The sequence below is a fragment of the Pseudomonas sp. Y24-6 genome (genome assembly GCF_020295325.1).
GTDB classification, from domain to species: Bacteria; Pseudomonadota; Gammaproteobacteria; order Pseudomonadales; family Pseudomonadaceae; genus Aquipseudomonas; species Aquipseudomonas gregormendelii.
Map to the genome: position 1 here is coordinate 230,743 of NZ_JACBXG010000006.1, position 24,466 is coordinate 255,208.

At 61.1% G+C, this 24,466-nt stretch carries 23 protein-coding genes; 15 read left to right on the top strand and 8 right to left on the bottom strand.

Features of this window, described 5'->3' with window-relative positions:
• The first annotated feature begins 299 nt into the window (after window positions 1–299).
• From HYI44_RS14135 to gspM, 15 genes are all read left to right on the top strand, one after another.
• On the top strand, window positions 300–929 hold the full coding sequence (locus tag HYI44_RS14135; protein ID WP_201148502.1) for a response regulator: 630 nt from the start codon (window positions 300–302) through the stop codon (window positions 927–929).
• Between the two features lie 34 nt (window positions 930–963).
• Window positions 964–3,135 carry an ATP-binding protein gene (locus HYI44_RS14140; protein ID WP_225569655.1) on the top strand — a complete coding sequence of 724 codons (2,172 nt, stop codon included), beginning with the start codon at window positions 964–966 and terminating at the stop codon, window positions 3,133–3,135.
• Between the two features lie 198 nt (window positions 3,136–3,333).
• Window positions 3,334–4,815, top strand: coding sequence for an N-acetylglucosamine-binding protein GbpA (gbpA, locus tag HYI44_RS14145; protein WP_225569656.1), 1,482 nt, complete (start codon window positions 3,334–3,336; stop codon window positions 4,813–4,815).
• A gap of 83 nt (window positions 4,816–4,898) precedes the next feature.
• Window positions 4,899–5,414: a cytochrome b gene (locus HYI44_RS14150; RefSeq protein ID WP_225569657.1), complete on the top strand. Its 516-nt coding sequence runs from the start codon at window positions 4,899–4,901 to the stop codon at window positions 5,412–5,414.
• Window positions 5,415–5,450: 36 nt separating this feature from the next.
• Entirely contained in the window at window positions 5,451–5,999 is a 549-nt protein-coding gene (locus tag HYI44_RS14155; RefSeq protein ID WP_201148500.1) for a type II secretion system protein N, read from the top strand.
• Window positions 6,000–6,010: 11 nt separating this feature from the next.
• Window positions 6,011–7,951: a type II secretion system secretin GspD gene (gspD, locus tag HYI44_RS14160; protein ID WP_225569658.1), complete on the top strand. Its 1,941-nt coding sequence runs from the start codon at window positions 6,011–6,013 to the stop codon at window positions 7,949–7,951.
• Entirely contained in the window at window positions 7,948–9,438 is a 1,491-nt protein-coding gene (gene gspE, locus HYI44_RS14165; protein WP_225569659.1) for a type II secretion system ATPase GspE, read from the top strand. Before gspD ends, gspE begins: the two co-directional genes overlap by 4 nt.
• A gap of 2 nt (window positions 9,439–9,440) precedes the next feature.
• Entirely contained in the window at window positions 9,441–10,658 is a 1,218-nt protein-coding gene (gene gspF, locus HYI44_RS14170) for a type II secretion system inner membrane protein GspF (RefSeq protein WP_225569660.1), read from the top strand.
• A 17-nt stretch (window positions 10,659–10,675) separates the two neighbouring features.
• Window positions 10,676–11,110, top strand: a complete 435-nt coding sequence (gspG, locus tag HYI44_RS14175; protein WP_318653931.1) for a type II secretion system major pseudopilin GspG — start codon at window positions 10,676–10,678, stop codon at window positions 11,108–11,110.
• A gap of 3 nt (window positions 11,111–11,113) precedes the next feature.
• Entirely contained in the window at window positions 11,114–11,599 is a 486-nt protein-coding gene (gene gspH / locus HYI44_RS14180) for a type II secretion system minor pseudopilin GspH (RefSeq protein ID WP_225569661.1), read from the top strand.
• The gene (gene gspI, locus HYI44_RS14185) at window positions 11,583–11,969 is read left to right on the top strand and encodes a type II secretion system minor pseudopilin GspI (protein ID WP_225569662.1); all 387 of its coding nucleotides are present in this window, start codon (window positions 11,583–11,585) and stop codon (window positions 11,967–11,969) included. The genes gspH and gspI overlap by 17 nt, the downstream gene beginning before the upstream one ends.
• A complete protein-coding gene (gene gspJ, locus HYI44_RS14190) occupies window positions 11,966–12,586 on the top strand; it encodes a type II secretion system minor pseudopilin GspJ (protein WP_225569663.1) in 621 nt (206 codons plus the stop codon). The genes gspI and gspJ overlap by 4 nt, the downstream gene beginning before the upstream one ends.
• Entirely contained in the window at window positions 12,579–13,466 is an 888-nt protein-coding gene (gene gspK / locus HYI44_RS14195) for a type II secretion system minor pseudopilin GspK (protein WP_225569664.1), read from the top strand. The genes gspJ and gspK overlap by 8 nt, the downstream gene beginning before the upstream one ends.
• A 5-nt stretch (window positions 13,467–13,471) precedes the next feature.
• Window positions 13,472–14,614, top strand: coding sequence for a type II secretion system protein GspL (gspL, locus tag HYI44_RS14200; protein ID WP_225569665.1), 1,143 nt, complete (start codon window positions 13,472–13,474; stop codon window positions 14,612–14,614).
• A complete protein-coding gene (gene gspM / locus HYI44_RS14205) occupies window positions 14,611–15,111 on the top strand; it encodes a type II secretion system protein GspM (protein WP_225569666.1) in 501 nt (166 codons plus the stop codon). Before gspL ends, gspM begins: the two co-directional genes overlap by 4 nt.
• Here the strand turns inward: gspM and HYI44_RS14210 are convergent, their stop codons facing one another.
• From HYI44_RS14210 to HYI44_RS14245, 8 genes are all read right to left on the bottom strand, one after another.
• On the bottom strand, window positions 15,112–16,413 hold the full coding sequence (locus tag HYI44_RS14210; RefSeq protein WP_225569667.1) for a M20/M25/M40 family metallo-hydrolase: 1,302 nt from the start codon (window positions 16,411–16,413) through the stop codon (window positions 15,112–15,114).
• Window positions 16,414–16,586: 173 nt separating this feature from the next.
• On the bottom strand, window positions 16,587–17,852 hold the full coding sequence (locus HYI44_RS14215) for a hypothetical protein (RefSeq protein ID WP_225569668.1): 1,266 nt from the start codon (window positions 17,850–17,852) through the stop codon (window positions 16,587–16,589).
• 7 nt (window positions 17,853–17,859) lie between these two features.
• Entirely contained in the window at window positions 17,860–18,345 is a 486-nt protein-coding gene (locus tag HYI44_RS14220; RefSeq protein ID WP_225569669.1) for a CS1 type fimbrial major subunit, read from the bottom strand.
• A gap of 50 nt (window positions 18,346–18,395) precedes the next feature.
• Window positions 18,396–19,136, bottom strand: coding sequence for a molecular chaperone (locus HYI44_RS14225; RefSeq protein WP_225569670.1), 741 nt, complete (start codon window positions 19,134–19,136; stop codon window positions 18,396–18,398).
• Window positions 19,137–19,267: 131 nt separating this feature from the next.
• A complete protein-coding gene (locus tag HYI44_RS14230; protein WP_225569671.1) occupies window positions 19,268–21,790 on the bottom strand; it encodes a TcfC E-set like domain-containing protein in 2,523 nt (840 codons plus the stop codon).
• Window positions 21,791–21,898: 108 nt separating this feature from the next.
• A complete protein-coding gene (locus tag HYI44_RS14235) occupies window positions 21,899–22,393 on the bottom strand; it encodes a CS1 type fimbrial major subunit (protein ID WP_225569672.1) in 495 nt (164 codons plus the stop codon).
• A 575-nt stretch (window positions 22,394–22,968) separates the two neighbouring features.
• Window positions 22,969–23,439: a GNAT family N-acetyltransferase gene (locus HYI44_RS14240; protein ID WP_225569673.1), complete on the bottom strand. Its 471-nt coding sequence runs from the start codon at window positions 23,437–23,439 to the stop codon at window positions 22,969–22,971.
• Between the two features lie 555 nt (window positions 23,440–23,994).
• Window positions 23,995–24,423 (bottom strand): hypothetical protein, encoded by a 429-nt coding sequence (locus HYI44_RS14245; protein WP_225569674.1) that lies wholly within the window; start codon window positions 24,421–24,423, stop codon window positions 23,995–23,997.
• Window positions 24,424–24,466 lie beyond the last annotated feature (43 nt).

Here is a 24,466-nt window from a genome sequence, read left to right on the forward strand (position 1 = left end):
GTCACTCACTTCCCTTTGTTTATCGGCCCTTCTGCCAGCAGCGCAGCCATCTTGTTTAGCGCGCGCGAGCATCAACACCCATAGGAAAACTCCCAATTAAAACCATAAATAAAGGGAGCTTGAGCTCATGCCCCCCCTGGCGCGACCCCGGCTAAAAACCAGGATTACATTTTCAGACTTCTCCTGAATTTTCCTACGTGTAACAAGGGTAGGATCCTCGGGTCTTTGACCAGACGCTCCTTGGCACGCCACAGGATGTCTGTCCTGCCTTCGCCCCAAACCTCGAGCACACCCCGAACATGACTCTGCGCGTAGTGATAGCCGACGACCACCCAATCACCCTGATGGGCGTGCGCGCCGTACTGAAAAGCCAAAGCGCACTCAAGATTGTCGGCGAGGCGCAAAGCGTGGAAACGTTGCTTGACCTGCTGCACCAGCAGCCCTGCGAGCTGTTGGTCACTGACCTGAACATGCCTTGCGACCGCCAGATGGATGGGCTGCGGCTGATCCAGAGACTGCGCAGGTACTACCCCGACATGGCAATAGTCGTGGTCACCATGCTCGACAACCCGACATTGACCGCGCAATTGCTGAAAATGAATATCAGCGGCCTGGTGAGCAAGCGCGGGTTGCTCAATGACTTGCCAAAAGCCATCAACCACCGTGGCGAGCAACCATTCATGTCGCCCTCGATCCAGCAACTACTCAGCGTTAGCCACGACAGCTCGCAACAACTGCATAAACTGACCGCCCGGGAGGTTGAAGTGCTGCGCCTGATCGGTTCGGGGCTCAGCGTCAGCATGATTGCCCAGCACCTGTGTCGCAGCAAACAGACCATCAGCACCCAGAAAATCAGTGCCATGCGCAAGCTTGGCGTGGACACGGCTGCTGCTCTGTTCACCCACATCAAGGCCTGCGGCCTGGCATGAGACGCACCCGTCACTCACAGATCCCGGTTATTCAATGCTCGCTTTAACTCCCGCTTTCCATTACCGCATGGGGCGCCGGCTGCTGCGCCTGTTGTCCGCTATGTGCCTGCTTTCAGGAATGGGGGCTTGGTGCCCGGTCCAAGCCTGCGATGAACTGCCCGTCAGTGCTCCAGCTCCGATCCATTCGCCCTGGGCCCTGGTATCGGACCAGGCCTGGGCTATCGCGCTGGTGATTCTGGTGATCTTCCTGTCGTCGCTATACTGGAACTGGCGCCTGCAGATTCAGGTTCGCCAGCGCAAATCGGCGCAGGCTGAACTGCAGGACAAACTGGCCTTTCAATTTTCACTGATCAACAGCCTGCCGACCCCCTTATACGTGTGCGACTTGCAGGGCCGCCTCAACACTTGCAACCGCGCCTACGAAGAATTGTTCTGCACCGCACTGGAAAATATTCGAGGCCAATTGCCGACCGAGCAGGACTGCCTGCCGAGTATTTTTTCCCAAAACCTGCAGCACGCGCACCGGCGCCTGTTAAGGGCCCACCAACCGCACTTTGTCGACACCAGTCTTGAGCTCAACGGAGTACTACGCCAGCTCTACCAATGGCTGGTGCCCTTTTACAATGCCCGGGGTGAACTGGAGGGCCTGCTCGGCGGGTGGCTGGATATTTCCGAGCGCAAGCAGCTTGAACTCAAGCTGCGTGAGTCCAAGCAGATCGCCCAGAAAGCCAGCGCGGCGAAGAGCGAGTTTCTCGCCACCATGAGCCATGAGTTGCGTACCCCGTTGAACGCCTTGGTCGGCTTGCTGGAGCTGGAGGCCAGCGCCGAGCCAACTCCTTCGATGAACCTGCGTGTCGCCCAGCAATCGGCGATGTCGATGATCGACCTGATTGGTAATATCCTTGATCTCGACAAGATCGAAAGCGGCCTGATGCAACTAACCCCGGCGCCGACTGCGTTGCAACCGCTGCTCAGCAGCAGCCTGCGCCTGTTCGCTGCCCAGGCTCATGAAAAACATCTGGAGCTGAGTCTCGACTATTGCGCGGCCCCGCAACGGATGCATCACCTGGATGCCCTGCGCCTGCAACAGATCGTGCATAACCTGATCAGCAACGCGCTGAAATTCACCCACAGCGGCGCTATCCGTATCTGGGTGCAGGAAAGCGATACAGGGCCCGACACCAGCCTGCTCAAACTAACGGTCAGCGACAGTGGCATCGGCATTCCACAAGAACAGCAGGCCGAAATTTTCGAGCCCTATCGCCAGGCCCACGCCAGCATCGCGCACCTCTACGGCGGATCAGGACTGGGCCTGAGCATATGCCATCAACTGGTCCAGCTCATGGGAGGCCGGATCTGGCTCGACAGCCAGCCCGGACAGGGCTGCGCTGTCAGTCTCGAGTTGCCACTGACCTGGCAGGCCGTCAGCCCACCGAGCGCCAAGCGCCGGGCGCCCACTGCGCAGGCGAGCCGCGCGCTGCACGTGCTGGTGGTCGACGATGTCTCGACCAACGGCCTGGTCATGGCCTTGCAGCTGGAGCGCCTGGGCCATCAGGCCGCCCATGTGTGCAGCGGCGCCGAGGCACTGCTGGCCTTGCAGCTCGAGTCGTATGACGTGCTGATCAGTGATTGCAACATGCCCGACATGGACGGCTACGAGCTGACCCGCACGGTGCGCACCGCAGAAAAAAACCGCCAGGCCTGGCCCCTCTCGATCATCGGCTACACCGCCAGCGCCCTGACCAACGAAGCGACGCGCTGCCTGGAAGCAGGGATGAACCAGTTAATGATCAAGCCGGTCACCCTGGAGCGCCTGCAGGAGGTGCTCAGCACCCATCACTTCGCCCCTGCGCCGACACCCTGCGAGGAACCCATCTGCAGCTTGAATCTGCAGCACCTGGAGACCTTCGCCGACACCCCCGAGCTGCGCCGGCGCGTACTGCTGGAACTGCGCAACAACCTGGGTGAGGAGATTGCGCAACTGTGCCGGCTCCCGGCGACTACACAGGCCGTCGACGACCTCGTGCATCGCCTCAACGGCGTCGCCTGCCTGATCGATGCCGAGGACCTGGCCCGGGCCTGCCATGCGCTCAAACAGCTGGCTGAAGGTGATCCTTCAGGCATTGCCAACGGCCTGCTGGCACTGCGCCAGAGCTTGGCAACGCTGCACGACGACGTCCAGCAGGCACTTGAAACAGTGGCGTGATCTTCACGCTGGCGGACGGGATAGGCGTCCGCCGCACTCTCGTACTCCTCCCATACCCGCCCCCGCACACCCGCCTTAGTCTGTCGATGCTTTCTGAGGTGGCCCGGTGGCAGGTATCGACAAAGGTTACTGGCGTATCGGGCCCCCCCCTCAGGAGGCATGAACCCCATGATTATTCATCTGATTTAAGGTCGAGAGATGATCCGCAATAAGCAATCGCGTCTGTTCCGCAAACTGCCATTGGTTGCCGCCATCGGCATGGCGTCCCTGGCTTCCATGGCCGTCCAGCAAGCCAGTGCTCACGGCTACATCGAAAGCCCGAAATCCCGTGCATACATGTGCCGCACCAATGTGAACAATGACTGCGGCAGCGTGACGTACGAGCCACAGAGTGTTGAATACACCGTCACCGGCCGCAGCGACTATAACGGCATTGCCTGCACGGGCCCCTTTACCGAATGTGGCCCGGCAGACGGCAAGATCGCCAGCGGCGGCATGAGCCAATTCGGCGAATTAGATATCCAGACGGCTACTCGCTGGGGAAAAAGCGACATCAAGCCCGGCCTGAACACGTTCACCTGGCATTACAGCGCTCGCCACCCGATCGACTATCAAGAGTTCTACATCACCAAAAAAGATTGGAATCCGAACGAGCCCCTGACTCGCGATTCGTTTGAACTGGTACCACTGCTTCACGTCAATGGCGGCAAACAGATGGCCGAGGTGCGTACCTCCCACGAAGTCAATATTCCTGCTGATCACACCGGCTACCACGTAGTGCTGGCCACTTGGAGAGTCGGCGATACCGATGCCACCTTCTACCAAACCATCGACGTCAACATCGACGGTGAGGAAGTGGCCCCTTCCCCTTGGGACAACCTCGGCGTGGTGCAGCCACAAGCGCTGGAAATCGGCGATAAAGTCACCACCCGCCTGTTCGGTGCCAGCGGCGAAATGACAGACAAGAAAGTCAGCCTGACCATTGCCTCGGACGAACAAGCCAAAGCCGATATCTGGCCACACATGCTGGCGGAAAAAGTCAATGCGGCCAACCTGGGCTTCCTGATGGGTGAGCTCAACACTGATGGCGAAGTGGTACCGAACTTCGGCAAGAACAGCGTCTTCGTCAAGAAAGGCAGCGACATCACTGGCTTCCAGCTGGAAAAGGAACTGGTCAACCAGCCGATCGAACTGAACATCACCGGTATGCAGCCGAGCTACACCTTGAAGGAAGGCGCAGTCGACCTGCACTTCAACGCGATTGCCAAGGGCAGTGATTTCACCATCAAGGCCACGGTGTTCAACGCCAAGCATGAAAGCGTTGCACACAAGCAAGCCGCCGCCGGCGATAACACCCCGCACTTCTCGCTCAACCTGAAGGACATCGAGGCCGGCAAGTTCGACCTGGTAGTCGAAGCGGCACCGAAGAAAGGCGCGACCAAACAGGAAACCGTTTCTTTCACCGTGCAGGCTGAAAGCGATGGCTCGTATGACTTCGTCTTCCCTGAAGGCCTGAAGGAATACAAGGCTGGCACCACCGTGCTGCAGCCGAAGGATGGCAATACCTACGAATGCAAGATCTTCCCTTACAGCGGCTTCTGCTCCCAGTGGGGCGCAAACGCCACCGGTTTTGAACCAGGCGTCGGTTCCAACTGGCAAGACGCCTGGATCCGCAAGTAAGCGATCCCGGAGTTGAACCAGGCGTGGCGCGCAAGCGCCACGCTTTCCGTCTTGTCCTGCCTATTTCTGAAGTAAAACCACCCATGCGCTCAATCGCTTATTCAACCCCACGCGTGCTGCTGCACTGGATTTTCGCCCTGGTGATTATCTGGGCCACGGTCAGTGGTTTCGGCAACGCGATGCTCGACCTGCCCGACGCCCTAAGCGACGGCATCAATTTCATCAACGTATCGCTGACTGCGGTGCTGATTCCGCTGTTTGCGCTGCGGATCTATTTCACCCTGGCCCACCCCTTGGCGCATGCGCCAGACGAGGGCAATCAAGTGCTGGTCAAAGCCGGCCACCTGGGCCTGTACGTCATGACTGCGCTGGTGCTGGTCACCGGGGTACTGATGATGGAACGCCCGATCAACGTGTTTTCCCTGGCGCTCATTCCCCAGCCTTTGGCAGAACCGCTGCTGACTGGCTTTTTCAACACCGTGCACAAGGCCTGCTGCGTAGTCCTGGCCCTGCTGGTGGTCGGCCACATCGGCGCCGTGGCGGTGCATCACTGCAATGGGCACAAGCTGCTGCAGCGCATGTCGCTGCGCCGGGCATGACCCCCCGTGCGGGCGCCTGCCGCCCATGGAGCCGCCGTGAAAGACCTTGATGCACGCATGGCCCACTGGCTGAAAACGGCTGCCGTGGATACCTGGCTGGGCGTTGCCGCGTGTCTGCTGCTATGTGCCTGGTTGAGTTGGCTGGGCCATGGCAGCTGGCTGCTGAGCAACGCCGCGCCTACCAGTGACGCCAACCACCAGGCCAGCGCCCCGCCGGTCGCCACGGCGCCGCTGAACAGCGGTGCGATCGCCCGGCTGTTCGGCGCGGTGCCCGCCGCCGAAACGCTGAACACCCCACGCGTGCCGCTGGACCTGCTGGGCAGCCTGCTTGAAAGCGATGCGCAGCTGTCCAGGGCGCTGATCGGTAGCCCCCAGGGCAGCCGTTTCTACCAAATCGGCCAGCCCCTGCCGGGCGGCGGCAGCTTGCGCCGGATCGGTGCAACGCAGGTGGTGATCCTGCGCAACGGCGTGGAGCAGACGCTGACACTGGCAACGGCGAAGACCTCGCTACTAACCCCTTCAGCGCCTGCCGGTACGACCGTCGCCGCCGCGCCGGCCGGGTCCCTCATTCAACCGTCCCTGTGAAGCCAAAAATCATGAACCTAGCGTTACTGGCCGCGTCCCTGCTGACACTCGGCACCGTGTTCTCCCCCGTGCAGGCCGCCGACAAGCCCCCTGCGGCGCAACAATGGACCCTGAACATGAAGGATGCCGAACTGCGCGACCTGGTCAACGAGGTCGGCCTGATCACCGGCAAGACCATGGTCCTGGACCCGCGCCTGAACGGCAAGGTCACGGTGCAATCGACGACCGCTATGGACCAGCAAGGCATTTATTCACTGTTCCTTTCCGCGTTACGCAGCCAGGGCTTCGCCGCCATGGACCAGGGCGACCGGGTACTGATCCTGCCGGTGGCCGAAGCCAAGACCAAGGCCAGTGCCAGCCGCAGCGCCAGCAGTGAAGAAATCGTCACCCAGGTGGTCGAACTGCACCATGCCGCTGCCAACGAAGTGGCCGTGGCGCTGCGCCCGCTGGTGGCCACCGACGCCTACCTGGCACCGTCGACCACCGCCAACGCCCTGGTGATTTCCGACAGCGCCAACAACGTCAAACGCCTGCGCGAAGTCATCGGCGAGCTCGATTCCCCCGGCAACAAGGCCTTCAGCACCCTGCAGCTGCGCCATGCCTGGGCCGCCGATGTGGCCAAGACCCTGACCGACAGCCTGAACCAGGGCGGTGGCGCCCAGCAAAGCGCCAAGGCCATCGGCGACAGCCGCAGCAACCAGTTGATCCTGGTCGGCTCGGCCCCGGTGCGCCAACAGATGCAGCGCCTGGCACAGGTGCTGGATGTGCCGAAAAACGCCGGCGACAACACCCGCGTGCGCCGTCTTAACCACAGCGACGCCAAGGAACTGGAAACCCTGCTCGGCGGCATCGGCAAACGCCTGGAGTCGGCTAATGGAAGCGACGGTGGGAGCAGCAGTGGCAGATCCAGTCAGAAGCAGAACGCGCCGATCCTGATCAGCGCCGATGAAAGTCAGAACGCATTGGTGCTAATGGCCTCGCCGGCCCAACTGGCGATGTTCGACAGCGTGATCGACGAACTCGACCAACCCCGGGCCCAGGTGCTGGTCGAGGCGGCCATCGTCGAAGTCAGCGGCGATATCAACGAAGCCCTGGGCGTGCAATGGGCCGGCAGTGGCGCACACTTCGGCGGTGCGGCCAACTTCAGCGGCACCGGTCTGGCCATCGGCACGCTGCTGGGCAGTTTGAAGGACGGCAAGCCCCCTACACTGCCGGATGGCGCGATCATCGGCCTGGGCAGCAGTCATTTCGGCGCCCTGATCAACGCCTTGTCCAGCGATTCTAACAACAACCTGCTGTCGACCCCCAGCCTGTTGACCCTGGATAACCAGGAAGCGGAGATCCTGGTCGGCCAGAACGTGCCCTTCCAGACCGGCTCCTACACCACCAGCACCGATGGCGCGAGCAACCCGTTCACCACCGTGGAACGCAAGGATGTCGGGATCACCCTCAAGGTCACCCCGCACATCAACGAAGGCAACTCCCTGCGCCTGAAGGTCGAGCAGGAAAGCTCGGAGCTGGCCGCGGCGCCCGCGGGCATCAGCACCAGCGATATCATCACCAACAAGCGCTCGGTCAAGACCACCATCCTGGCCAATGACGGGCAGATCATCGTGCTCGGCGGGTTGATCAAGGACAACGTCAAGGTGCAGGTCAGCAAGGTGCCAGTGCTCGGCAGCATTCCCTGGATCGGCAAGCTGTTTTCCAGCACCAAGGAGGTCAATGAAAAGACCAACCTGATGGTGTTCCTGCGCCCGACCCTGCTGCGCAGCCAGGCCAGTGCCGAGGCCTTGAGTTCGCGCAAATACCGCAGCCTGCGTGACCTGCGCAGCCCCGACGGCAAGACCCGCGCCTTGCTGCCGGACAGCCCACACCAGTTGTTTGACGCCGAAGCGATTGACCCTGCGGAGGCGTTCGATATGCGTGCTCCGGCCAGGTTGCAGCGCCCATGACGGCGCCGGCGATGTCGCGCCTGAGTTTTGCCTACGCACGTCGCCACGGCGTGCTGCTGGAGCCCGGCGAGCAGGGCGCGCGCCTGTATTGCCGGGCCGACACGCCGCTGGCGATTATCGCCGAAGTGCGCCGCTATCATGGCGCCGCGCTGCTCAGCCAGGTGCTGGACGACGATGCCTTCGCCCTGCAGATGGCCGCGCACTACCGCGACGGCCAGGACGGTGCACAACAGGTGGCCGAAGGCCTGGGCGAGCAGTTCATCGAGGAGTTCGACCTGGCCAGCCTGGCCGAGCAGTTACCCCGCACCACCGACCTGATGGAGCAGGAGGACGACGCGCCGATTATCCGCCTGATCAATGCGATCCTCAGCGAAGCGGTGAAAAACAAAGCATCGGACGTGCACCTGGAAGCCTTCGAAGAACACCTGTCGGTGCGCCTGCGGGTCGACGGCCTGCTGCGCGAAGTGCTCAGGCCACGGCGTGAACTGGCCACCCTGCTGGTGTCGCGGATCAAGGTCATGGCCAAGCTCGACATCGCCGAAAAACGCGTTCCGCAAGACGGCCGCATTGCCCTGCGCATTGCCGGCCACGAAGTCGACGTGCGCGTCTCGACCCTGCCCTCCAGCCACGGCGAACGGGTGGTCATGCGCCTGCTCGACAAACAGGCCGGGCGCCTGGACCTGAGCCGCCTGGGGATGAACGCCGAGGTGCGCCAGCGCCTGGAACAGGCCCTGCACAAACCCCACGGCATCCTGCTGGTCACCGGCCCCACCGGCTCCGGCAAGACCACTACGCTGTACGCCGGGCTCGCCAGCCTCAACAGCCCGCAGCGCAACATCCTGACCATCGAGGACCCGGTGGAGTATCACCTCACCGGCATCGGCCAGACCCAGGTCAATGCCAAGGCCGAAATGACCTTTGCCCGTGGCTTGCGGGCGATTCTGCGCCAGGACCCGGACGTGGTGATGGTCGGCGAGATCCGCGACCGCGAGACCGCCGAAATTGCCGTGCAGGCCTCCCTGACCGGGCACCTGGTGCTCTCGACCCTGCACACCAACAGCGCCGTCGGCGCCGTCACGCGCCTGGCGGACATGGGCGTCGAACGCTTCCTGCTCTGCACCTCACTGCTGGGGGTGTTGGCCCAGCGCCTGGTGCGCCTGCTGTGCGCCGACTGCAAGCGCAGTGCGCCGGCCGATGCCGCAGCCTGCGAGCGCCTCGGCGTGAGCCCGGCAAACGCCCCGCTGCTGTACCAGCCACAAGGCTGCAGCGCTTGCCAACAGAGCGGCTATCGCGGGCGCCAGGGCATCTACGAGCTAGTGTTGCTCGACGACAGCCTGCGCCAGTTGATCCATGCCGGCGCCGGCGAGCACGAGCTGCTGGCCCAGGCCCGGCAGCACAGCCCGAGCCTGTTCGGCGATGGCTGCGCCGTGGTGTTGCAAGGCCTGACCAGCCTCGAAGAACTGCTGCGCGTGACCCAGGAGGACTGAACATGGCCGCCTACGAATACCTGGCCATGTGCAGCGCCGGTCGAAAATCCAGCGGTGTGATCGAGGCCGACAGCGAACGCCAGGTGCGCCAGCTGTTGCGCGAGCGTCAGTTGGTGCCCCTCAAAATCACCGCCACCCAGCGACAGCGCGTGCGCGGCGAAGGCCCGGCGCGCCCCTCGGGTGGCGGCCTGAACAGCGCCGAGCTGGCGCTGTTGACCCGGCAACTGGCGACCCTGGTGCAGGCGGCGCTGCCGCTGGAAGAAACCCTGGCGGCAGTGGCGGCGCAGTGCGAAAAACAACGGATCAAAAGCATGCTGTTGGCGGTACGGGCGCGGGTGCTCGAAGGCTACAGCCTGGCCAGCGCCCTGGGCGGCTACCCCAAAGCCTTCCCACAGCTGTACCGCGCCACGGTCGCCGCCGGCGAGCGCTCCGGGCACCTGGGCCAGGTGCTGCTCAAACTGGCGGACTACACCGAGGCGCGCCAGGCCGCGCGCCAGCAGATCCAACTGGCGATGCTCTACCCGAGCATCCTGATGGTCGCCGCCTTCAGCATCGTCGGCTTCCTGCTCGGGTTTGTAGTCCCGGACGTGGTGCAAGTGTTTATCGACAGCGGCCAAACGCTGCCGCTGCTGACCCGTGGCCTGATCGCCAGCAGCGCCCTGCTGCGCGACTTCGGCCTGCCGGTGCTGGTGCTGGTGGGTGTGCTGGTGCTCAGCGTGCGGATGGCCCTGCGCCAGCCGCGCCACCGCCAGCGCTGGCACGCCACGCTGCTGCAATTGCCGCTGATCGGACGCCTGCTAAGGGCCAGCGATTGCACGCGTTTTGTCAGCACCCTGGCGATTCTCGGGCGCAGCGGCGTGCCCTTGGTGGACGCCCTGGAAATCGCCTGCGAAGTGGTGGCCAACGAGAAAATTCGTACAGGTCTTAAAGACATCGCTCGCGGGGTCCGCGAAGGTGTGAGCCTCACGCGGGCGCTGGAACTCAACGGCAGTTTTCCACCGATGATGCTGTACATGATCGCCAGCGGCGAACGCTCCGGCGAGCTGGACAACATGCTCGAACGCGCGGCCCGCCAGCAGGAAGAACAACTGGCCAACCGCATTGCCTTGCTGGTCGGCCTGTTCGAGCCGGCGATGCTGGTGTTCATGGGCGCCTCGGTACTGATCATCGTCCTGGCGATCCTGATGCCGATCCTCAGCCTCAACCAACTGATCACCTGAATCCGGAACACTTGAACGTGCAAAACATCCAGCGACAACGCGGTTTTACCCTGATCGAAATCATGGTGGTGGTGGTCATCCTCGGGGTGCTCGCCGCCCTGGTGGTGCCGCAGATCATGAGCCGCCCCGACCAGGCCAAGGCTACGGCGGCCCAGAGCGACATCAAGGCCATCGCCATGGCCCTGGACATCTACAAGCTCGACAATCACAACTACCCCACCGGCCAGCAGGGCCTGCAGGCATTGGTCAGCAAACCCGACGGCTACCCACCGGCGCGCAACTGGAACCCCGACGGTTACCTCAAGCGCCTGCCGATGGACCCCTGGGGCAATCCGTACCAATACCTGATGCCGGGCAGCTACAACGACAGCTACGACCTGTTTTCCTTTGGCGCCGATGGCCAGAGCGGCGGCGAAGGCCTGAATGCCGACATAGGCAACTGGGAGCGCTAGGCGGTGGGCCCTTCACGCGCCAGGGGTTTCACCCTGCTGGAAGTGTTGCTGGTGATTCTGGTGATTGCCCTGTTCAGCGGCCTGGTCGGCCTGCTCAACCCCGACTCCGGGACGCAACAGGTGCGCCGTGAAGGTGAGCGCCTGCGTGGCCTGCTGCAATTGCTGCGTGAACAAGCGGTGCTGACCAACCGCGAGTATGGGGTGCGCTTCGAGCCCGACGGTTACGCCGTGCAGCGGCTGGAGGAACACGGGCGCTGGGCGCCGAATCAGGAGTTTGCGCGCCAGACCCTGGCGCCGAACCTCAGCCTGCGCCTGGAGACCACCGACCTGCTCGAAACTCCGTATGAGGGCCACGACCTGCCACAGCTGCTGGTGCTGTCCAGCGACGAAACCACGCCTTTCACTCTATGGCTGGAATACCGCGGCCAGCCGCTGCTAAGCCTGTCTAGCGACGGTATCCAGGAGCCGCTCCTTGAACCTGTCGAGTGAACGCGGCTTTACCCTGCTGGAAGTGATGGTGGCGCTGGCGATTTTCGCCACCGCCTCCATCGCCCTCTACAGCGCCGTGCAACATATTACGCGCAACAGTGCCGGGCTGTCGGAACGTACCCAGGCCCTGTGGATCGCCGACAACCGCCTCAACGAACTGCGCGCCGGCATGCTCGCGCGTGGCCAGGAACGCCAGGAACAAAGGGTCGAATTCGGCGGGCGCCAGTGGTGGTTGCTGACCGATAGCGAACCGGCGCCCGACTCGCGCCTGCTCAAAGTCAGCGTGCGGGTTTCCCCCCAGGCCAGCCTGGATGACGCCCGGCAATACAGCCGCGCGCACCTGGTCGGTTTTATCGAGGCACAACCATGACGCAGCGCGGTTTTACCCTGCTCGAGGTGCTGGTGGCCATCGCCATCTTCAGCCTGCTGGGCCTGGCCACCTGGCAGTTGCTCGACCGCGTGTTGCACAGTGACCGGCGTATCGCCAGTCACGAACGACAACTGCGGCATCTGCAGCGGGCCATGACCCTGCTCGAGCGTGACCTGCAACTGGCCAGCCGCCGTGCCCTGAGCGATGACGCCAGCGCCAGCCAGGCGATGATCGGCCAACCCGGCGAACTGCGCCTGGTGCGCGGCGGCTGGCGCAACCCGCTGGACCAGCCGCGCAGCGAGGTGCTGCAGGTGCGCCACCTGTGGCTAGACGAGCAATGGCTGCGCGAAACCCTGCCACTGGATGACGGCAAGCCGGGCGTCGCGCAGCCCCAGCGCCAGGTCTTGCTCGACGGCGTGCGCCTGAGCCGCCTGCGCTACATCGATGGCCACGGCCAACCCCACACCGGCTGGCCGGCGGATGAGCAAAAACTGGGCCTGCCGGGGGCCCTGGAAATCGTGATCGATGCCCCCGGGTTCCCGGATATCCGCCGGGTCATCCTGATGCCTGGCGGTATGCCCGCCAGCGCCAGCCGCTCCGACCCGCCCCATGCGTAATCCCCGCCAGCAGCGCGGCGTCGCCTTGCTCAGTGTGCTGCTGATCACCGCCCTGGTGACGGTCATCGTCAGCCATATGCTCGCCCGCCAGCGCCTGAGCCTGCACAGCAGTGCCAACCTGGTGCAGCACCAGCAACTCTGGCAACTGGCATTGAGTGGCGAAAGCTGGGCCCGTCAGCAAATATTGGCGCAAGCACGCCGCGAGAACGGCTTGCAAGTGGTGCACCCGGGCCAGCCCTGGGCAGCACCGGCACCGGTCATGGACATCGAAGGCGGGCGCATCCATATCGAGCTCGAAGACCTCGGCGCCCGGCTCAACCTCAACAGCCTGCGCCGTCCCAATGATCTGCTTGCCAGCGCCCGCTACCAGCGCCTGCTGGCGCTGCTGGGGGTGCGTGCCCACGACCCGGCCTTGCTCTCGAGCCGGCCCGGGCGCAACGGCAAGCCCCTGCCCATCAGCGACATCAGCGAACTGCGCCAACTGCCGCAAGTGGACGCCGCAGCCCTGGAAAAACTGCGGCCCATGCTCACGGCAGGCCCCGCCAGCGCCTTGAACATCAACACCGCCAGTGCCGTGGTGCTGGCCAGCCTCGAAGGACTGGACCTGGCCACCGCCAGCAACCTGGTCAAGACCCGACCCGAGGCCGGCTACCCCAGTGTCCAGGTCTTCCTCGACAACCCCATGCTCGCTGGCCGCGACATCAAAGCCCGTGGGTTGACGGTGGGCAGCCAGCAGTTTCGCGCCACCATAGACGTAGAACTCGACGGAAGACGCCTGCGCCTGGTCAGCGACCTGCACAGCATCGACGGCAAGACCCTGCGCGTCGAACAGCGCCACCTGCCCCCCAACCCTGCCAAAGCCGACCGGCCAAACGAGTAATGATCATGAGTCACTGGCTGTACCTTTCCCCCCCAGCAAGTGCCGACGCCGAGTGGTCCTTGACCTGGTGGCAGGCCGATACCCCTGCGCAGCAAGGCAGCCTGGCACAGGCCGCGGCACAGCTGCGCGGCCAACCGCTGACCCTGCTGCTACCGATGGAAATGGCCAGTTATCATCAGGTCAGCGTGCCCGCACGCAGCGGTCGCTGGCTGCGCCAGGCGCTGCAATCGGCCCTGGAAGAGCAGGTGATCGACGACCTCGACGACCTGCACCTGGCCCACGGCGCCTTGCGCAACAAGCAGCACTGCGCACTGTTTGCCATCGACCGTGAGCGCTTGCGCCAGTGCCTGGCAACGTTGGCCGAACAGGGCCTGCACCCGGTCCGCGTGCACATCGACGCCGACTGCCTGCCCGCCGACCAGCCTTGCGCCCTCGCCTGGGACCAACGCTGGCTGATCGGCGGCGCGGCACCGCTGCGACTGGCCCTGAGCGACGCCGAACTACCCGCCCTCGCCGCGCTACTGCCCGGCACCCTGTACTGGTTCGGCGCGCAGGCGCCGAGCGGCATCGATCCGGCCCAGTGGCACACTGAAGACAACCCCTGGACCCGCTTGAGCCAGGGCTCGGCGAGTGCCATTGACCTGTGCCAGGGCGCGTTCGCACGCCCCGGCAAACGCCGCTGGCCGTGGCGAACCCTGGCCCTGGTGCTGGTGATCGGTTGCGCCGCACACCTGGTGCAGACCGTCGGCCATCGATTGCTGATCGAGCAACGCACGACAGCACTCAAGCAGGCCAACCTGGCCCTGTGGCAACAACGCTTCCCGGACGACGGCCCGGTCATCGACCTGCCACGCCAAGTGCAAGCCAAGCTACGCCAGCAAGGCCAAAGCCAGGTCGGGATGACCCACCAGCTCTCGCAACTGGCCGAACAATGGGGCGCCAGCGGCGGTGGAATGGCTGTGGTCCATCGCCTCAGCTATCAGCAGGGCGAAGGCTGGGGCCTGCAAGTCAGCGCCCCGGACTTCGCCGACCTGCAACAACTGCGTGAACGCCTGGTCAGCCAGTGGCTAAGCGTCAGCGCCGAGGCGTCTGTACGCGACAGCCAGGGCGTCAGCACGCGCCTCAAGATCAAGGAACAAGCCCTATGAGCGACGCCCCCGTAACCCCGACCGCAGCACCGTCAGCCGTTGCCGTTTTGCGCCAGCGCTGGCAAGCCCTGGCCACCCGCGAGCAACAGGCCGTGCGCGGCCTGGCGGTGTTCATAGGCGTGATGGCCGCTTACCTGCTGCTCTGGCAACCGCCGCAACAGGCTCTGGCCCGCGCCGAACAGGCGTTTAATCAACAAAGCCGTTTGCAACAGCAACTGCACAGCCTGCCCGCGCAACCGCGCGTCAGCACCAAGGCCATCAGCGGCGAAGCGCTGCCGGGGCTGATTACCCGCACCAGCCGCCAGGCGCAGCTCAATCTGGAACGCATGGACAACTCGCCTTCGGGACACATCGACCTGAGCCTGGAAGGCCCTTTAGCGTCGTTTATCGGTTGGCTGGCGGAGCTCGAACAGCAACAGGTCAAGGTCCTGTCGCTGTCGCTGGAAGTCAGCCCGGATGCCCGGGCCAGGGCACAGTTGCAGTTGTCTGGCCGTTAGTCAGGGCGCTGGCTTGACCAGCTCCAGCATCAGCAACGCGGCCAGTTGCGAGCGGCTGAACAACGACTCGACGTCCAGGCGTTCGCGCGCCGAATGCTCGCCGTCGCCGCTGGCACCAATGCCCACCAGCGCGGTGGAGACATAGGGCGCAACATAGGAAATATCCCCACCGCCACGCAACTCGGCGGGCAGCAACGTAACAGGGCCATGGCCCAGGCGCTGGCTGATCAGGCTGTAACGCTCGAACAGCTGAAGGCTGCTGGCGGTGCTCGGCATCGGTGGCAGCACCTGCTCCAGATGCAGGGTCGAGGTAGTGCCGGGCAGGCTGTCCTTGACGATAGCGGCCATGCGCGCCTCGGCCTGTTGTTTTTGCTCGATGGTCAAGTAGCGCACATCGCCACTGGCGATGGCGGTTTGTGCCACCAGGTTGGTCCGGCCAAAAGCCCTGCCCGCGCCACTGGCCTTGTCGTACTCGGCCTTGACCCCGGCCACCAGCGTGCCGGGGTTAACGGTCAGCCCTGGCTCGCCTGCCAGGCTGGTACGCAGTTGATCGAGAATACGCGCCAGTTCGAAACCTGCACCCGCCCCCACTTCGTCACTGAAGATGATCGACGAATGCCCCTCTCGACCGGCAGCTTCAATCAACCAGTGCGCCGTGCCCCGCCGCCCTACCGAGGCATGGCCGCTGACCGTCGGTTCAAAGTCCAGCACCACGTCGCTGGCCTTGGCCATCTCGATCAGGGGCTGGCGCGAGACCGAAATCGGCTTGCCGCTGTTTTCCTCATCGCCGGTCAACACTACGGTGATGCTCGCACCGTCCAGCGCGCCCATGGCGTGCAGGGCCTTGAGCGCATACAGCATCACCACCACGCCGCCCTTGTTGTCGATGATGCCCGGGCCGGTGGCGAACCGGCCCTGGCGCTCGAACGTCTGGAAGGGGCTGTCCTTGGGGAACACCGTATCCAGATGGCCGATCAGCAACAGTTTTTTACCGGAGGTCCCCTTGCGCTCCGCCACCAGCATGCCGGCGCGCTGCATCGCCGCTGGCAGCTCGATCCAGCGGGTGCTGAAACCGGCCGCCTGGAACTCGGGCTCCAGCAGCTTGCCGACCTTGAGCACGCCTTCGATGTTCAGGGTGCCGCTGTTGGTGTTCACCAGAAGCTCCAGCAGCGACAGTTGCTCGGCCTTTTGCGAGGAAAGGTACTGACTGATCTGTTGATCCGAGGCCTGCACGCTCGCCAGCGGCGCCAATAGAAAAACAGACAAACTCAGCGAACCAAGAATTTTCTTACCGAAACACATAAGTCATCACCGCCCATTAACAGAACCCCCAAATAACAAGTACGCCCCCCAAACTGTAGGAGCGAGCACGCTCGCGAAAAACCCGAGAACACCACGGGCAACCAGACTCCCCGCGTTATCGTAACGACCCTCGCGAGCAAGCTCGCTCCTACAGTTCCCTCAATCGGCCAGCATTAAACATCTGAATCCCAAACAACCGTGACGGTACCCGAGTAAGTGCTGCCAGCATGATCACGGAGCATCTCGTCAACGAAGCGACCGGCTTCGAAGTGCAAGGTGGCGGGCTTATTGTCCACATAAATTCCCGGCTGAAACTTTACGCCTCGCTTATTACTTAGTGTCTGACGAACGGCCGGACGTCCCTCACCATCAACAATCCCGCTCGGCAGACTGACATGGACCGCAAGGGGTATATGGTGGTTATTTTCATTACGAATTCCGCACCATTCTGCATACCCGTCGCTGCAAATCAATTGCATACTAAAAGGAACGGACGACGAGATAAGGAACGTCTGGTCCCGAAACAGTTTTTTCGGAGCACGAGCCGGGTTTTGCAACCAGGATTGCCAGCCACCTTCGGGCACTAATTCCACCCGATCACCGCCCGGTGGAATATCGACCTTAAACACATGTTCGACATCGAGAGTGAAATTGATGTTTAAATTTGGAGTATCAGGTAAAACAACATCACCAAAATCTATATCTTGACCCGGGCCCATCAAGAAATTCAAATTCCCTCTATACCTTCCCGCCCGCATATCTAGCGGCTTCGGTGCTTCAAGCTCATACACCATAGTCAAATTGTAGTACTGCAAGCTGATTATATCGTATGAAGCCCGCTTCGCGCATACACCGTCACTTTGTATCGGCATTCCCCAGTTAAATTGATGCGTGAGGAAGTCTATACGTGCAGGCTCCGCTAAAAACCCACATGGGGATGGTGGATTTCGCCAACCATTACCGCCACCCCACAAACGTTCATGTAACTGCTCAGCAGTCGAACTATAGTCGTTAAAATATCGTCTTAAATCTGGACCCGTGGAGTAAGTGCCTGAGATGCCGGCCATCCTAAATTTTAAAATTTCCGGCATTCCATCTGCCTCGTGATATACGCTGATCGTCCGCCATTGAGAGGGCAAACGAAACATTGCACCCTGGCGCTCTGAAGAATGATTGGCAATAATAGGCCGCGTTGCCATTGCGTAGGACCGCATATGCACGCTATTTATACCTGGACAATTGTTCGGCTTCCAGGCACACATACCATAAGGAGGAGTAATATCTTTAAATTTATTATCCTGCGGACGAGAACGATCCGGCACAAATTCCGCCATGATATCTATATCAACGGCAGATGCAGGAGATACAACACTACCGACCAATACCACTCGCCACAACCAGTGACGAACGCGTAAAACCAAAATTTCTAATAAAGTCATAAATCTATCAAGCATCCGGTGCAACAGCATTGAAGACAATATTAACATTCCCATAATAGGTCCCCGGCTTATATCCCCCAGCCGTCATCTGCGGAATAACTTCCAGCGGCACCCGACTCCCCACCTTGGCATCCTGCGCCGAGACAACTTGCTTATACGCTTGCGCATCAAGCTCCACCCCGTTGAACTTCACTTTCAACTGGATATTGTCCGGCGCATTGCCATTGGATAAATACGCCGGGGCCACCAACTTCGCGCTCACCGCGCCGCCGTCATTGAGCACGTCAAACTCTTTGCGCAAACTGCTCAGGGTCGACTTACGCACATCCCACTGCAGTTCCTGCTCCTTGTGCATCCAGCCGGGGTCGGTGGGTGTCACGTAGAACTGCAAGGTCGGGATGCGCACCGAGACCTCGAACACGTGTTCCTCCCGAGCGGCCAGCGCCCAGGTACTGGTCAACAGCAGCACAGTGGTGGTCAGTGTCTTGAACATGGCAAATACCTGTGACTTCAGGGCGCCCCCGCCAGTGCGGGGCGCCGGGATCAACCCTTGACCTCAATGGTCTTTTTCTTTTCGCCTTCCACCAGCTTGAAGCGGTATTCACGACCGGCCTGTTTGTCGAACTTGAACTCGCGCCCGGCGAGAATGTGGTGTTTGGTTACCGGGTTGCATTCCTGCTCGCTCTTGCTCGAACAGTCCTTGAACTGATCGACGATCACCACGCTGTTGCCGTTATTGCGCAACAGGTACTGGCCCTTGGTGTTTTCAATTTTGGTATCGAAACGGGTCACTTTCGGGCGCACGAAAAAGATCGTGCCGTACCCGGCCAGGATATTGACCCCGGCCGACAGCTCTTTTTTGTAATCTTCACGCTCTTCGCTGGAGACCGCGAACTGATCCTCCTGCTCCGGCACCACCGGGATGAAGCGCACACGGAAATAACGCTCATGCTCACGCTCGCCCATGAACAGCAAGCGCGTGCCCTGCATGCCATTGGCCGGCACGATCAACCGCGCCGGGCTGGCCATCAGGCCATCGCGGGCCACCACGTCGGCCTGGGACTTGACCGGGATTTCCTGCGGCACGCCCTCTGCGTCGTAAACGATCTCCAGAACATTGACCTTGACGAAGGCCGTGGCATCGCCTCCATTGAACACCCGCTTCAAGTAGGTGCTTTTTTCGCCGTCGAGGTAGTCGTAGACCACCCCGACATTGATTTGCGGGCCTGCTTGGGCGAGGAATGGCAAACAGCAAAGACCGAAGAACGTCATCAGGTATTTCATGGGTTAAAACCTCGTTTGTTGCTTGATACATAGAGAGTCGCCAGACCAGACTTTCGGGCCCTTGCCAACCGTGAATGTTGTCTGGGTATTGCCTGGGCAGTTACCAACCCCATGAGCATTGAAGAACTCCATTAACCGGCCTTCTCTGCTTTAAATGTCGCATCCGCCAGGGTATCCGGCGAACAGCGCAGATCACCGATCATCAACACATCCTGCTCGGTCGGTTGGGCCGCCGGGTCGAGGCGGAACTGGCACAGCAACTGGTCGTTGTGGCGTACTTCCAAAGTCGGCGCGCTGGCGCTCATTTCCATCGAGAAGAAGCCGTCGACTTCGCTGACGCCGCGGCTGGCGTGGTTGATCACGTGGTGGCCCTTGAGTGGCCGGCCTTGCGGGTCGAGCAGGCGACCGAGCACGGTCAGGGTCTTGCTAACGCTGATCTTGCGGTACTCGACGCCACCCTTGTTCAGGTGATAGCGGGTGCGTACCGGCTGGATGCTGGCGGCCGGCACGTGGTTGCCTTCAAAATCGAAGCTCACCGTGCTGTTGCGATAGGCAGTGATCGGCACGAAGTTGCGCCCGGGGTGCAGCCGGGTGCTGCCGCCGCTCAAATCGTCGGCGCGCAGGGCAATGTTATCGAGGTCGGATTCGACGTCGATGATCATGCCGGCGCCATCGCCCCGGGACTGGCTGGTCATGACCATCTGCTCGCCGCTGAAGGCAAAGGTGCTGTCCAGGTTCAGGCCACCGGTGAGGTTGCCGTTATAGGACGAGCGCTGGGCAAAGGCATCGCCGCTGACCGCTTCGGTGAGGAAGCTGGCGGTGCCAGAGACGCCGACGCCGTAGGTGTCGTTGCTGGCGGTGGCGGAAACGCTTTGCAGCAGGTGATCCTGCAGGGTCTTGCGATACGTGACCGAGGCATTGTTGTCGCGAGCGCCGTCACGGGAAGTGCGCGAGCCAATGCTGCCGCTGATCTGCTGGCCGGGGCCGCCCAGGGACAGGTTGAGGCTCAGGTCGATGCCGCGATTACGCTCGTTGCCAGTGCTGGAACTGCCCGGGCGGTCGAACAGCGACAGGCGCCAGTTGCCATCGCTGCCAAACAGGTAGGTGCGCTGATTCCAGCCCACATCCAGGCCCACGCCCTCGGTGTAGCCGTCGCTGTGGGAGACCCGCGCACTGAGCGAGCTTTTCTGGCTGACACGGTGGTTGATCGACAGCAACGAGTTACTGGCCTCGCCGTTGTACACGTTGCGCTGGCGAATACGGGTGCCGTCGGGCAGGGTCTCGTAGGTGTTGCGAGTGTCCAGCCAGCTGCGGGTATGGCTGGCGATAAGACTGCCAGAACCATAGCTGTAGAGGCCTTGCAGGTCGACGCCGGTGCCATAGTCCTGGGTTTGATACAGGTTGGCGTAGACGCTGACGCTGTCGGCCAGGCTCCAGTCGACCGAGGTGCCGTATTGCAAGGTGTCGCGCACTTGGCGCCCGGACAGGCCGACCACCACCCGTGGGTGCAGCAGGTAGTTCAATGCGACACCCGCCGTCATGGCGTCGTTCTTGTCGTCGTCCCAGTTGCTCAGCAGCTTGGTCTCGCGCCCCGCGAACAGGTTGTAGCGCCAGCGCTCGTCGGGGTTGCGCCAGTTGTTGGGTTTGTACACCAGCTCCTGGCTGGTCGAGGTGATCTGCCCGTCTTCGATCAGGCGCACTTCGACTTCATAGATACCGCCGGGCAGCGGCCGGGTATCAAGGGTCTGCAAACCGGCGGGCACCGGCTGGGTGTTGATCAACAGGCCGTCGCGGTAGATCTCCACCGAGCCCAGGCGATTGGCGGTGACATAGATCGGGTAGACGCTGGGGGTCGGGGTGTCGATGGCCAGGCTGTCAGAGCTGCCGTACATGACGCCCAGGGCGGTGTCCGGGCTGTTGCCCAAGGTCCGCGGCTGGCGGCTCAAGCCTTCGGAGGCCGGAGTAAAGTAGCCCAGGCGCAGGAAGTTGCCCTGCAGTTCGCGCTGGCTATAAAGCTCCTGCACTGCATGATAGACCTGGTCATTACCGCCGCCCATGCGCGACAGTTGCATGTTGAAGCTCTGGGTCCAGTTGCCGAGGCTGCTGCTGGCTTCCAGACCGTACCGCCCACCCAGGTCCTGCTGCTGGCCCCCGTTGAGGTTCAACTGGTTGCGCACGATCAGGCCGGTACTGCCGGCGCGCGGCTGGTCGTAAAAACGCGGGGTTTGGGTGTCGCGTTCGGCGCGCTCGGTGGCGATCGACACCAGCGAGTTTTGCAGGCTGTAGTGCACGGCCAGCATCTGCTCCGGGCAACTGCCGACACAGGCCCCCAGCGGCACGCCCTGTTGCAGGTAAGCGGCCCAGGTGTCGCGCTCATTGGCCGGGATCTGACTGTCGGCGACGTCGGTAAACTCCAGCAGGGTGATGCGGTCATCGCGCGACAGCACGATCATCGCCTCACCGAGCAATTGCTGATCCAGTTCCACGCGAACCGCCAGCGGCACATCGAAAAAATGCTCCTCGAACTCACTGGGCAGACCCTTGGCCTGGGCCATTAAACTGCGCGGCGTGGTGCCGATGGCAGTGGGGGCCGCGAGCACTCCGGCACAGAAAAAAAATGCAAGCGCCGCCGCGATGGGCGTCATCGGGAACATGCAGGGAATTCTCTTGGCGGAAAATAAAGTTAAAAACGGGCTGGCGGATCCAAGTGACTCGCCAGCCGCGTAAGGTAGCCGTTGATCAACTGCTCAGTTAACGGCGTCTCAAGGGGCGGCGGCGGGCTCGAAGATCAGCGCGACGGTGCCGGTATAGTTGCCTTCGGGATGACGAGCCGCTCCAGTGGTCTGCTCCGGCTTGATTTCAAACGTTACCTGACGGCCCGCCTGAGCATCTGCAGCGTTAACCACCTCTTCGCTTGTGGTTTTTACTCTATTGCCGTGGACAAACACTTCCAGCTTGATATGGTTGGAGCCGCTGATCAGCTCCGGTTCGGAGACCAGCTTGGCCTGGATACCGGCCGTGGTACTCAAGACCTCGAGGTTTTTGCTCCAGTTAATCAGTTGCTTGCGCTGGGCATCCCAGCGAATTTCCTGCACGGTGGTCCAGTCTTCGCTCGCAGGCGGACGGACATGGAAAGTCGGACCTGGCACATTGGCCTTGAGTTGAATAGTGATCGCTTCTTCCGTCGCGGCCATGGCCAGGGAAGAACTCATCAGCACAGCAACCGAGGAAAGGGAGAACGCAAGTTTTTTAAACATTTTTCACTACCTGTGATTGAGAGAATCGTTAGTCAAGTCAAAACGATCCAGCCAAATAAAACGAATGCGCCAGATCCACGACAAACTTCAATATGTTCAAGTCTGGTAACCCATCACACATATAAAATTACAGACCGCAGATATAACGAACATTCTCAATTGGCTGCTTGACTCCACGAATATAAGCAGAGCACACCACAGCGACTTTAGGAAAATTCCGAAAAAAAAATAAGAAAAAATCCCAATATTCTACTTACAACTATCTCCTACAGATAAGTACTACATACCTCAAAATCCAGTACTCTTCTTATTCAATTTACTCCCATCATTCGCCTGCGCAGCGGAAATTAGAGCAACTATTCGATTTAGAGTATTTATACCAAAATAATGCCGAAGCCGACGACTTGCCATTACCCCCCACGCTAAAACCCAAAACATGCTTGAAATCGCGCCGGAAGCATCGCTCTTTGAAAGCGACCAACGGCGGTGCCAAACGGCTACAGTTGTGGACTGGGATAAAACCTCGCACGGACACCTGCATCATCATTGACAATATTTTATCAAGACCTAAAAAGTCATAATATTTTACGCATGCTTTGGCTGGTCACCTGATAGCCCGACTCATCGTAAAGGCGCCGCGCACCCTCATTATCAAAGTAAACCTCCAGCGCAATCGAGCGCACGCTCAAGGTCACAAAAAATGCTTCGACTTCCTGCATCGCCAATCTTGCATAGCCTTTGCGCCGGTAGGACTCATGGACCACCAGGTCGAATATGAAACCTTCACGCTGCTCCTCTTCGATCACCCCAGCCCAGATGGCGCCTACGCACTCACCCAGGGCCCTGTCCCTGATATCGAACAGGTAGTTATCCGCGGTCAGCAAACCCTCGGGCAGCAACCGGGCAAAGGCCGCCTCGGCCAACGCCGGCGCCCGGTCAATCGCCCACTCGCCGGTGCGCTGCATCTGCGCGGCGAAATCGGCAATGCTGTAAACTTTGAAGCGCTCGAATGAAGCGACGGACATGGGTTCGAGGATGATCTTCATGTTGCTCTCAAGAAGAAAATGTATCAGTAAGAAAATCAGGAGTGCCTACAGTCAAACACGATACACAACTAAAACAGAAGACACGAGTACGGCAAGTTATTACATATTTACTTTTTATGTATAAATCACTCCCGGAGAACATCACGCGGGTTATCGTAAAACGTGACTTGCATCTATAGAATTATTCTTGCTTCCTGTGGCTTGTACGGGATTTCAACGTCAATGACGCCCAGCCGGCCTACTGCTCTGATAAAGATATAAGCGGTTGTTATCGCAGAAGCGGATAGGTGCATCAGAAGACAGTGGGGTGGCTGTCAGGCCGCCTTCGCTGGCAAGCCAGCTCCCACAGGTGGCCGTGCCCACGCTGAACATGTTCATGCCATCGCGGGAAACTCAACTCACCCAAAACCTGTGGAAGCCAGCTGGCTGGCGATGGACTCAAGCGCGCCGCATTTAGCCAGCCCACACGCGTTATCGTTAACGACCATCGCCAGCCAGCTGGCTTCTACAGGAGAACGCGTACAAAAAGCCAACCTTCAGCCTGTCGGCAAGGTGTCAGCGACTCGTCGCATCCAGCGTATAGCGCCCGGTGTTTTGGCGAACATCCGGTTTGATGGGGCCGTTCTGCTGACTGAAGACAAAAGTGCCGCGCTGGTTGGATTCACACACCAGGGTCCATGTGTAGTTTACCGGCTCGCCTTGATACGTTTCTCGCATGACCAACTGACCCAGGTCGCGCGCATGCTTACGGTATTCATATTCGCCAGTGGAGATGATCGGCGTTCCGAGGACTTCAAGTTGATAATGACCATCGTTCAACGTTAACCGAATTTGATTACCGGCATTGGGATTACTCGGCGAGTAAAGTGGATCGGCCACATTGATCATGGTCTGATTGACCAGTGAGTCGGGCATGTCACAGCTGGCGATGGCCTGAGACGCCAGGCCGGCGAGCAATGATAGGGTTATGACGCGCGATAGCATCAAAGAATCTCCAAGCAAGTAGGGAACGTTATTAGAACAATGG

What these genes read in the sequence shown, in the direction of transcription:
- HYI44_RS14150 (WP_225569657.1), top strand. Translation starts at nt 4,899, where the DNA reads ATGCGCTCAATCGCTTATTCAACCCCACGCGTGCTGCTGCACTGGATT.
- HYI44_RS14225 (WP_225569670.1), bottom strand. Translation starts at nt 19,136, where the DNA reads ATGAAATACCTGATGACGTTCTTCGGTCTTTGCTGTTTGCCATTCCTC.
- gspD (WP_225569658.1), top strand. Translation starts at nt 6,011, where the DNA reads ATGAACCTAGCGTTACTGGCCGCGTCCCTGCTGACACTCGGCACCGTG.
- HYI44_RS14220 (WP_225569669.1), bottom strand. Translation starts at nt 18,345, where the DNA reads ATGTTCAAGACACTGACCACCACTGTGCTGCTGTTGACCAGTACCTGG.
- HYI44_RS14235 (WP_225569672.1), bottom strand. Translation starts at nt 22,393, where the DNA reads ATGTTTAAAAAACTTGCGTTCTCCCTTTCCTCGGTTGCTGTGCTGATG.
- gspF (WP_225569660.1), top strand. Translation starts at nt 9,441, where the DNA reads ATGGCCGCCTACGAATACCTGGCCATGTGCAGCGCCGGTCGAAAATCC.
- gbpA (WP_225569656.1), top strand. Translation starts at nt 3,334, where the DNA reads ATGATCCGCAATAAGCAATCGCGTCTGTTCCGCAAACTGCCATTGGTT.
- HYI44_RS14240 (WP_225569673.1), bottom strand. Translation starts at nt 23,439, where the DNA reads ATGAAGATCATCCTCGAACCCATGTCCGTCGCTTCATTCGAGCGCTTC.
- HYI44_RS14140 (WP_225569655.1), top strand. Translation starts at nt 964, where the DNA reads ATGCTCGCTTTAACTCCCGCTTTCCATTACCGCATGGGGCGCCGGCTG.
- gspM (WP_225569666.1), top strand. Translation starts at nt 14,611, where the DNA reads ATGAGCGACGCCCCCGTAACCCCGACCGCAGCACCGTCAGCCGTTGCC.
- gspL (WP_225569665.1), top strand. Translation starts at nt 13,472, where the DNA reads ATGAGTCACTGGCTGTACCTTTCCCCCCCAGCAAGTGCCGACGCCGAG.
- HYI44_RS14210 (WP_225569667.1), bottom strand. Translation starts at nt 16,413, where the DNA reads ATGTGTTTCGGTAAGAAAATTCTTGGTTCGCTGAGTTTGTCTGTTTTT.
- HYI44_RS14135 (WP_201148502.1), top strand. Translation starts at nt 300, where the DNA reads ATGACTCTGCGCGTAGTGATAGCCGACGACCACCCAATCACCCTGATG.
- HYI44_RS14215 (WP_225569668.1), bottom strand. Translation starts at nt 17,852, where the DNA reads ATGACTTTATTAGAAATTTTGGTTTTACGCGTTCGTCACTGGTTGTGG.
- HYI44_RS14245 (WP_225569674.1), bottom strand. Translation starts at nt 24,423, where the DNA reads ATGCTATCGCGCGTCATAACCCTATCATTGCTCGCCGGCCTGGCGTCT.
- gspK (WP_225569664.1), top strand. Translation starts at nt 12,579, where the DNA reads ATGCGTAATCCCCGCCAGCAGCGCGGCGTCGCCTTGCTCAGTGTGCTG.
- gspJ (WP_225569663.1), top strand. Translation starts at nt 11,966, where the DNA reads ATGACGCAGCGCGGTTTTACCCTGCTCGAGGTGCTGGTGGCCATCGCC.
- gspE (WP_225569659.1), top strand. Translation starts at nt 7,948, where the DNA reads ATGACGGCGCCGGCGATGTCGCGCCTGAGTTTTGCCTACGCACGTCGC.
- HYI44_RS14230 (WP_225569671.1), bottom strand. Translation starts at nt 21,790, where the DNA reads ATGTTCCCGATGACGCCCATCGCGGCGGCGCTTGCATTTTTTTTCTGT.